At 46.6% G+C, this 9,350-nt stretch carries 10 protein-coding genes; 6 read left to right on the forward strand and 4 right to left on the reverse strand.

Features of this window, described 5'->3' with window-relative positions; genetic code table 11:
* Window positions 1-89: 89 nt before the first annotated feature.
* Window positions 90-656, reverse strand: a complete 567-nt coding sequence (locus tag QT984_RS15620) for a hypothetical protein (protein ID WP_333055479.1) — start codon at window positions 654-656, stop codon at window positions 90-92.
* Between the two features lie 130 nt (window positions 657-786).
* Here QT984_RS15620 and QT984_RS15625 point away from each other — a divergent pair, with 130 nt between their 5' ends.
* Entirely contained in the window at window positions 787-3,186 is a 2,400-nt protein-coding gene (locus QT984_RS15625; RefSeq protein WP_333055480.1) for a calcium-binding protein, read from the forward strand.
* A 336-nt stretch (window positions 3,187-3,522) separates the two neighbouring features.
* Complete coding sequence (locus tag QT984_RS15630) at window positions 3,523-3,696, forward strand: hypothetical protein (protein WP_333374362.1); 174 nt, start codon at window positions 3,523-3,525, stop codon at window positions 3,694-3,696.
* Window positions 3,697-3,995: 299 nt separating this feature from the next.
* On the opposite strand, the gene QT984_RS15635 is transcribed toward QT984_RS15630, so the two are convergent.
* Window positions 3,996-4,910, reverse strand: coding sequence for a peptidoglycan DD-metalloendopeptidase family protein (locus tag QT984_RS15635; RefSeq protein WP_445305858.1), 915 nt, complete (start codon window positions 4,908-4,910; stop codon window positions 3,996-3,998).
* Between the two features lie 118 nt (window positions 4,911-5,028).
* Here QT984_RS15635 and QT984_RS15640 point away from each other — a divergent pair, with 118 nt between their 5' ends.
* Window positions 5,029-5,226, forward strand: coding sequence for a hypothetical protein (locus tag QT984_RS15640; protein ID WP_333374366.1), 198 nt, complete (start codon window positions 5,029-5,031; stop codon window positions 5,224-5,226).
* Window positions 5,227-6,447: an HhoA/HhoB/HtrA family serine endopeptidase gene (locus tag QT984_RS15645; protein ID WP_333374368.1), complete on the forward strand. Its 1,221-nt coding sequence runs from the start codon at window positions 5,227-5,229 to the stop codon at window positions 6,445-6,447.
* Window positions 6,448-6,765: 318 nt separating this feature from the next.
* On the opposite strand, the gene QT984_RS15650 is transcribed toward QT984_RS15645, so the two are convergent.
* Complete coding sequence (locus tag QT984_RS15650) at window positions 6,766-7,113, reverse strand: DUF760 domain-containing protein (protein WP_006635907.1); 348 nt, start codon at window positions 7,111-7,113, stop codon at window positions 6,766-6,768.
* A 42-nt stretch (window positions 7,114-7,155) separates the two neighbouring features.
* Window positions 7,156-7,671 carry an SMC-Scp complex subunit ScpB gene (scpB, locus tag QT984_RS15655; protein ID WP_333055484.1) on the reverse strand — a complete coding sequence of 172 codons (516 nt, stop codon included), beginning with the start codon at window positions 7,669-7,671 and terminating at the stop codon, window positions 7,156-7,158.
* 309 nt (window positions 7,672-7,980) lie between these two features.
* Between scpB and QT984_RS15660 the strand changes: the two genes are divergently transcribed.
* Window positions 7,981-8,379 (forward strand): hypothetical protein, encoded by a 399-nt coding sequence (locus tag QT984_RS15660; protein WP_333055485.1) that lies wholly within the window; start codon window positions 7,981-7,983, stop codon window positions 8,377-8,379.
* Window positions 8,380-8,558: 179 nt separating this feature from the next.
* A complete protein-coding gene (locus QT984_RS15665; RefSeq protein WP_333055486.1) occupies window positions 8,559-8,777 on the forward strand; it encodes a hypothetical protein in 219 nt (72 codons plus the stop codon).
* Window positions 8,778-9,350: the final 573 nt, after the last annotated feature.

Raw genomic sequence — 9,350 nt, forward strand, 5'->3', positions numbered from 1 at the left:
TTATATCCTAGGGTTAGTCGCGATCGACAATCTCTAAATCAACTAGAAAATCTCCCAGCGACGCACCCTACAAATATCTCGCATCTTAGCTATGATAATTCACGCAATATTGTTTCTATCGTCACATCTGGCAGACCAAGCAACTGAGCGATTTTGCAGGGTTCGATACCTTGACTGTGCAACTTACAAACGACATCAGCTACATCAATTTCGAGCCGTTCGATCTGAGTTGTGAATCTGCTGGATTCAGTGGCGTATTCGTTGTTAGATTTGCTAGGCAAAGAAGGACAGGGGTTGAGATTGAGGGTGTGGACGTATTCGACGTATTGAATATAATCTCTGCCGAAGTTTGAGGTATTGCTAATATTTCTGCGATCGATCGCAGCTTTGAGATTGCCTTTTTGCATCTCTTCATTCATCACTGCGGAGAGACTTTTGAGTAGCTTGTAGCCGACTTCTCGGACATATTTTGTAGTGTAGCGGGTGTCGCGGGCGATCGCTTCGTAGGTTTTGCCATCATACATTCCCTGCAACACTAACTGCTGTAGCGTGTTGAGATGTTTACCTGTTTTTTCAAATATTAGACCATCGACCAATTTCAGCAATTCGTTATCGTCAGGGACGGCTTGCAACGGGCGATCGTCGTTGGGCTGCATGGGTTAAGTGAAGAAATATAAAGTTAAGGAAACTTCGGGCTTTTTCAGTCTTTTTCGGGCTTTTTCAGCCATGACATAGATGAGACAGGTGAGGTAGATTTCTTAAATCACCAACACAAAGCAACAGTATATGCCTGACAATTTAGCTTTGCTGGACAAGAACGATGACATATTGAACGGTAGCAGCGCCAAGAATCAAGCGGATTGCGGCTGTGGCTCGAAAAAAGCCACCACTCAAGAGACGGTATCGAATGCTCAGAATATCCAGAATATCTTTAGCTTGGGAAGCAACGATACGCTAGAAAGTTCGATCGCGCCAGACTTTTTGAATGGTAACACGGGAAAGGACTTTATCTCCGGTAGTGTTGATGGGGATATCGGGCGATCGGCTTCTCAAGTCAGCGATGGTCGGGCTTTTCGCTTATCTGAGAGTGGCGACCTGTTTACGGCGACACCCGATCTGTCAGGTCAGTATATCCAAGGTATCCTCGGCCTGGGGGGTAACGATACCCTAGAAGGCTCTGCCGCACAAGACTTTTTGAATGGTAACGCAGGAAACGACTTCATCTCCGGTCGTGCTGGTGACGATTTGCTCTCCGGCGGTGTCGGTGCGGATACGATCGCGGGCGACGAAGGCGATGACGCTATTAGCGGTAGCGAGGGCAACGACATATTGCGCGGTGGAACGGGCGTAGACGCTCTAAATGGCAATCAGGGAGACGACACGCTATTTGGCGACGAAGGTAACGATGTTTTGCGGGGCGGTCTTGGGAATGACCTTCTCAACGGTGAAACTGGTAACGATCTGCTCATAGGCGATTTTGGCATTGATACACTAACGGGTGGCTCTGGAAACGATGCCTTCGTGCTGCGCTCTAATACGGCTACGTCTGTCGTGAGCGAGGCAGACATTCTGACAGACTTTAATAAAAGCGAAGATTTCATTGGTATCGATCTCGATCTCACCGAGGCAGATTTAGTTCTCCAACCAACGGTCGCCAACAATCGATCGAGTACGATTATTCGTGTTGCTGCCACCAATTCAGTATTGGGAGTTGTTCAGGGAGCGGCACCTGACGATTTACGCGGTCGCTTCGTTAATCTGGATGCTAATCCCGCCCTCCCAGGAGAGACTGTTACCTATGAAGCACCAGTTGTCCGCAGTACCGGGCCGAATACCTATGATTTCATTTTGAACGGCAGCGATGGCAGTCAATATGTTGTCAATATTAAGCGATCAAGTGATGAAATCAGCGCTCGTGAGTTGCGCTACCAACCAGGTCCTCAAAGCAGTATGCCCGCTCACACCCTTACCATGAGTGCTGACGGTAAGCGCATTGAGAGTCAAATTCAAGGATCGACCAGCAAATCAATTTTCGATCGGCAAGATGACGGCTCGATTATTCTCAAGCAGCAAGATGCCAGCGGTCGTGAGGAAACAATCGATACCGTAGTCAACCCAAGTGGCACGCCCAATCAAATACCAACCACGCCGACAACCACATCAAATCAAAAAACACCCTGTGAACGTGGTGAGGAATTCTGTAACATTCTGGAAAAAAATGATGTCTCTGACAGACTTGCTCTAGCAGCTACGATCTCTACAGGAGTTGGTTTCGCAATAGCTCCAGTGTCATTAGGTGCTAGTGCACTAATAGGAGGATCGGTAGGTGGTGTTTTAGGAGCGCTTGCCCTTGGTGTGAAAGTGTTAGACCTTGCTTGCGTCGCCCTGTATGGTGAAGACAAAGATCTAGCAGAAGCAGTCTATGGTCAGATTCCTTTCAACAAACTACTTAAACCACTTAACGCTCTTCGTCCTCTGCAAGCAGGTGCATTAAAGGTAACACGACAAGCAGTTCGGTCTGCAATCAATAGCACGGTGGGTCGTCGGATAACCCAAAAAATAGGAGAAGGATATGTCAACGAGCTATTCGGCAAAGTAGAGGATTTCGCAAAAGATACTGCTTATAACTTTACCTCTGGGCTTTACAACAATGTTGCTAATATAACTGGAGCTAAGAGTGGCGAAATAATGAAGACGTTCAGAAAGAATCTGGGGCTAGACTTCTGCGATGAACCTTCGACTACTCCTGTAACGCCTCCACCAACACCATCCACTCCCTTCTTAAAAATAGAGGTAAAACCTTCTGCTATCCCTTATCAGGGGACTGCTAACCTGAATGTCAAATACTCGAATCCAGACAACAATAGCAGAAATATAGATATCACGGGTGCTGCTCAAAAAGGTCTTGGACTTAACAGTTTTCTAATTCCAGAAGATAAAAAAGGTCAAGGCGAGTTTAATTTCATTTTAACCAATATCGGCACAGAGCTAGGAGGGCCGGGTAGTGCAAGCCGGGAGGATTTATTAGAAGTTTCGATTGGGAATGGAGCGGGAGGAGAACTATTTGATACTGTTAATTATCGTCCACAATCATTCGATCTTCTAGGAGCTTCAGGTCCAAATGTTGACTTTTTACCTAATGTCTATACGGTTAGTTCTGTAGAGGGTTTGACACGGCGGCGATAATGGATATAGTCGGGCGGGCACGGGGGCACCGCCCCTACAGTCATCATTTGGAATTTCAGTGTGATGTGGAGTTGGTTTAAGGGCGATCGGATTTTTGGTTGATGGGCGATCAGATTTTTGGTTGATGGGCGATCGGGTTTTTTGTGGATGGGCGATCGAATTTGATTTGTTAGTCCCTTAGTTTTTCCGCGCCTGGGGCTAGTTGGTTCGTTGCCGAGTCCGCCAGGGGTTGAAACCCCTGTCTCATAGCGAAAGTCCTCTGAAAGAGGACTGAAGAGTTAGTTGATGTGTATCGGTTTCATGCGAATTTTCAGTCGGTTTCAACCGACTTTAGCTATGAGACGGGGGTTTCAACCCCCGGCGGGCTGTGTCACAAAGCAGACAAATTTTCACTCGGTTTCAGGGCGATCGAATTTGAGAGAAATGTGCGATCGGATTTTTGGTTTATGGGCGATCGAATTTGAGAGAAATGTGCGATCGAGTTTTTGGTGGATGGGCGATCGAATTTGAGAGAAATGTGCGACCGGGCAATAAGTTGTTCACCAATAAGTGATTAATGGGAACCCGATTAGTGCGATCGTTACTTGTTTCTCGGATTCTATCAGGTTCAAAAAGATTGTGAGTAAAATAAACGGGGTTTGCGTCAGTTGTTTCTGTCAGTGAGTCTCGTAAAATGTTGGTAACATATTTTTTGGGATAGGCAATCGTGTAATAATTCTGCTGCCTATCTTTTTTTACCACAACACAGATTAATCCTTGCCCCGTCTGGATTTGGGGCGGGTTGTCACACCCCCAGCACACTAACAATCCTATTTTTTAATAGTCGCTTGCAAATAAAGCAGCGGGTCTTCAGCAACCCAACCCAAACCCGAATTGTACCGAACTTCAAAATGCAAATGAGATGGCGGAATGTCCCGTTTTCCCGTCGTCCCCACAGTTCCCAAAACTTCTCCCGACTGCACTTTTTGACCGACTTTTACCGCAATATCTTTCAAATGAGCGTAGCGCGTTTGCTTCCCCGCTTGATGGTTCACCACCACTAAATTCCCGTAATCCCCCTGTGGCCCGGCAAAGGCGACAGTCCCTTCGCCCGCCGCCAAAACCTGCGTACCCTCCGACGCCAAAAAATCTACCCCACTGTGGAAAAAAAATTCGCGCCGCGCCGGATGCAATTGCCGCCCGTAACGCAAAGCTTCCACTGCAGGGGCGGGCAGCGGAAATCCTTCCACCGATGGCGTTGCATCGGGATTGATAGAAGGCCCGATCGACCTATTCACCGCTGGCACAAACACCGTTTTCCCCAAAGGCCTGCACCCATTCGCCTCAAATAGCAAATCTGCAGGCACTTTGTAAGCTTCTGCCAGTTTTTGCCAATTCGATCCCGCAGGCACTTCTACCTCGATGCCACTGTACGGAGGAATGACGATCGCACTTCCAGCAGATACTCCACCGCCCCGCAACATCGGATTTATCCCGATCAGCGCCCCAGGAATCACACTGTACTGCCGCGCGATGCTTTCTATTGTTTCGCCCTGGGCCACAGTGTGGCGGCGCAACCGAGACATAGCCGGACTCGGGCAATCGCGGGCTGGGTCGGGGTTTTCCACAGGTGTACCTAAAGGAAGATTTGCAGGTGGGATTTCGGTATTTGCCGCCGTTTTCCCAACGGGTGCGATCGACCAAATTAGTGCAAAAATCAGCGGAAATAAGCGTTTAAAAGTCATTATGTACATAAAAAAGTATTCCTTTCGGACAGTTGACAATTTTAAAATCCTGTAAAATTGCATATTTGAAAGCTCTAGCCACCCCCAGACTGTAAATCCCAGGCTAAGCCAAGTTAGGATGAGAATTATTAGTTTGAGTCGCTCTTGGCAAATCCGGCAAAAATTGCCTGTGATGCCTATGAGCGCCTGCCTGTTAACAGCAGCTATGTTCTTGAGGAAGCGGTACGCCCCGCCCCGCTTCCTTCCCGTCGCCAAGACAAAAATGCTTGATTCGGAACCTGTCTGCGGGGATGAGGTATTTAGCGGGAGTTATTAAATGAGTTTATCTTTTAAGCAAGCGACCCTTTATGTGACTCTGCTGTCAATCGGCGGAGGTATGGGATGGTTGGGAAATCGCTATCTGCAAGGCTCAAACAATCTGGAAACCGGATTGGTTTTGCCAGTAGTACGCCAGCAAATCCCCCCCTATGCGTCTCCTCCACTTCAGGAAAATCGGGCGGTTGATCGCAGCAATCCCAATTTTATTGCTGAAGCAGCCGAAAAAGTCGGTCCGGCTGTAGTGCGGATTGACGCATCAAGCAAGGTGGCGAATCAAGTGCCCGAAGCATTCAAAAATCCTTTGTTTCGTCGGTTTTTTGGGGAGAATTTGCCGCAGCCGGAAGAACGAGTCAAGAGAGGTACGGGCTCCGGGTTTATTCTCACTTCTGACGGCCGCATCGTTACTAATGCTCACGTTGTCTCCGGGACGGATACTGTCAAGGTGACGCTCAAAGACGGCCGGGAGTTTGAGGGTAAGGTGCAGGGAGTCGATCCGCTGACGGATGTGGCTGTGGTTAAGATTAATGCTAAGGAACTGCCGCAGGTGGCTTTGGGTCGATCGGACAATATTGTACCGGGACAGTGGGCGATCGCGATCGGCAATCCTTTAGGTCTCGACAATACCGTGACTGTGGGCATTATCAGCGCTACGGGTCGATCGAGTTCTCAAGTCGGCATCCCCGACAAGCGAGTCCGCTTCATCCAAACCGACGCAGCCATCAACCCCGGCAATTCTGGTGGCCCCCTGCTCAATGACCAAGGCGAAGTAATTGGCATCAATACCGCCATTCGCGCGGACGCTCAGGGCTTGGGATTTGCAATTCCGATCGAAACCGCCAAACGAGTTTCCGATCAGCTATTCGCCAAAGGTAAAGCCGAACATCCCTATCTCGGCATTCAAATGGTCAGCTTGACTGCCGCCACCAAGGCAGAACTCAACAAACAGCTCGATAATAATAAAATTACCCTCGATCGAGGCGTAGCCGTGACGCGAGTCGTGGAAAATTCCCCCGCTCAAAAAGCCGACTTGCGCGCCGGAGATGTCATTCAAAAAGTTGACGGAATTGCGGTTAACACTCCTGGGGACGTGCAAGAACGGGTGGAAAACACTGCTGTGGGCAAAGAACTCGAAGTGGAAATTAACCGTTTGGGTCAAGTTCAGAACATTAAAGTACGTCCGGGTGCTTTTCCCCTATCGGGTAGCTCGACCAGTGGGTAATACCATTTTCGATTTTCGATTTTCGATTTTCGATTAAAGAATTAAGAATGATTTACTGCATAAGGATTTGGAGCTTATTTACAGTTGCATTCTTTTTTGAAATTGGTATTAGTTGCAAGGGTGGAGGATGGAAGATGAATCTGATGCTTTATAGTCCTGGAAGCAGTAACCGGGTTTTTTTACCAAAAGCCTCGGTGTAGCGCTAGGGATATCCGGTTAACAGCCCGGTTTCTTAATTCCCTGTGCCTCCATGATTCAGGATTATGGATTTTTCTGAACAACTTTCATCTTTCTGGCTTCCCCAACCCGTTGATCTTTTTACTTGTCTTTGGGTGAGTTTGGTTGAATCGAGCTGGTGCTTGCTAAATTTTCTTCTAGGTGCATCCTTTGCTCCATTTGCCTCAAAAAATAGCCTGTCATCATCGCTGAAGCTAGCAAACCTGCTAAGTTTTCGCGATCGGTGGTAATTTCGACGTTAAAATTTTCTGAAGGCAAAACGCCGACAAGTCCTTGAACGTTATGAGAGATTATTTCTCTGATGTCGGGGCTCACAGACTTGGCGACGCGGGCTAGAACCTCCGGGGATTGGTGTTGGAGGTACTTCAGCAGTGGATTGACTGCGGTTTGTTGGGCATTGGATGTGTCAAAGTCAGGGTGAAAAACCATTTGGCGATTCTTAATTTCTGGCTGGTTACATTCTACTTCAAACTACTCGTCATTGCTTGGGTACAAATTTGCCTGAAAGTCAAGTTGCAATTGTTTTGGCAGTTGGTCTACTTGAAAGTACCGATGAAATTTCTCGGTAACTTGTAACCAATATGACCGCCCCTCACTCGGTCGCCGTTTGCGGACGAAACCCATCTCTACAAGTTCCTGCACTTGTTGGTAAGCGCCTGAACCTCGCAAGTTAACTAAGTCTGGCTGAGCGATGCCGCCTTTGAGGGCGATCGCAGCCAGCGTTCGCAAAGCTCCCACACCTAATTCTGGAGGTATTAAAGTTTGCATTAAACTGGCAAACTCTTCTCTGAGTTGCAGGCTGTATCCTGTGGGGGTTTCGACGACTTCTAATGCACTGTCGCGGTGGGACGAGTCAGACATGAGTTCGATGATGGCGTCTTCGGCTTCGGCTCGATCGCACTTGGCAATCTCGGCAATTTCTGCGATCGACACTGGCTGACCTTTTAGGTAAAGTATGGCTTCTATTGTTGTGGCTAAGCGAGTCATTTGGGAATTAGTAACGAGGAATTGGGAGGTTGAAAGAAGAAGGAATAAGCAAAAAAGAAGAAGGAATCAGGAAAACAACAGTTATCCGTATTTCCGTAACTTCCGTGTCGTGAAGAATGAGAGTTAGGAATAAACATTCCCCTTACACAAATTATTAATAGTGTAGGTTAGGTTGAGAAACAAAACCTACACTATTAATTTTCTTTTTTTATATCAATCCGAGACGCAGGAATATATAACGTTTCTAGCTCTCCTGAGCTTATGGTAAAATATATCAACCAATACAGATGACGGGGCTAGAACCGATTTTTGGTAAAAAAATATGGGGTCAGTCTTGTTAAGAAGCCCCATCAGTTAAAAATGTTACCTCAATCATACCAAATTTGTTTCCAACAGCAGCTCAAAAACACCGAATACTTGACTGTGACTATTTTAGTTTTTCTGCTCCCAACCCATAAACAAGTGAGTATTGAGTTATTGGCGAAATTGATGCGATACCCAATCATGTTTGAGAGCGGACGACGTTCTATTCAACGATTTCTCAAGCTACCTCTGCTCAAGATTGAAAAGCTTTGGTTTCCTGTGCTTAAATATATCTGGAGAAGTCAATTTAAAAAGAAACAAGAGTTGAAGGTCGCCATTGATAGAACGCCGTGGCGAGATAAAAATCTGTTGATGATTAGCCTGATTGGGAACAAGAGAGCTTGACCGTTGTACTAGCAGATATTGCCTTCGCTGTGGCTGTAGCAACATCCGAGAACAACAAAGCTTAATCTGCAGCATTCTTGGTCTGCTAAAAAAATATAAAATGGTCCTTTTAGGAAACGCCTGAATTTGCGATCGTTAAGCTGGCAAGTGGGCTGTGTGAAAAGAACATAAGGTGTGTTTTGAGAGTAAAACAGGGACGCTATATTCAAGAAGAAGGAGAAGAATTTAAGCGGTTGAGTGAGGGTGGTTTAGTCGCAGGTACGAGCTTTTATGTGACAGGAGTTAAAATCAGCAGCAAGGATTGGGCTGTTTTGATGTCGCTGGTTATGGGCAACGAAAATATCGAAATAGTGGCGAAGATGAAGACTGGTATTGACTCACCAATATCGCCAAATTGAAACAAGCTGTAACAGCGTTTAAATGTCGCAGTGGTATCGAAGCAATGTTTAAGGACTGTAAAACAGGAGGCTATAATCTTGAAAAAAGTTACCCTTGTGACGACCGCCTCAAAACTTTCTCAAAACTTTAATATTATAAAACTTTAATATTTTTAATAGCTTTAGCTTAGAGTTGCTGATAGTTGTGCGATTTTACAAGGACACAAGCTCAAGCTTATGGGAATTCCGAAATAGATCGGTAGCCTTACGGTCGTCGAGGCGATCGCAACGCCGTCATAGTAGCTTTTGAATGATTATACGGTAAATCGTGGGCGCAGCGAAGCGGAGGGAGTAGGGAGGGAGCTTTGCCATGCACCTATTGCGGAATTGATGAAAATTAGACGCAATCAGCTCCTATTCCCTCAGATTAGCAACCCGGAGTTTTAACAACGGAAAAAGGAATAGTATCCCAGTGATCCCACTGCGTCTTTGTAGAGACGGAAAAAAAATAAGGGTAAAAAACCCTGAAGACTGCAGAGAATTAAGTCATCATCATCACCATGTAGAAAGAGAGGTCAAGCCCTCGGTCTATTA

Origin of the sequence: Microcoleus sp. Z1_B2, from assembly GCF_036700325.1 — a bacterium.
Classification (GTDB): Bacteria; Cyanobacteriota; Cyanobacteriia; order Cyanobacteriales; family Microcoleaceae; genus Microcoleus.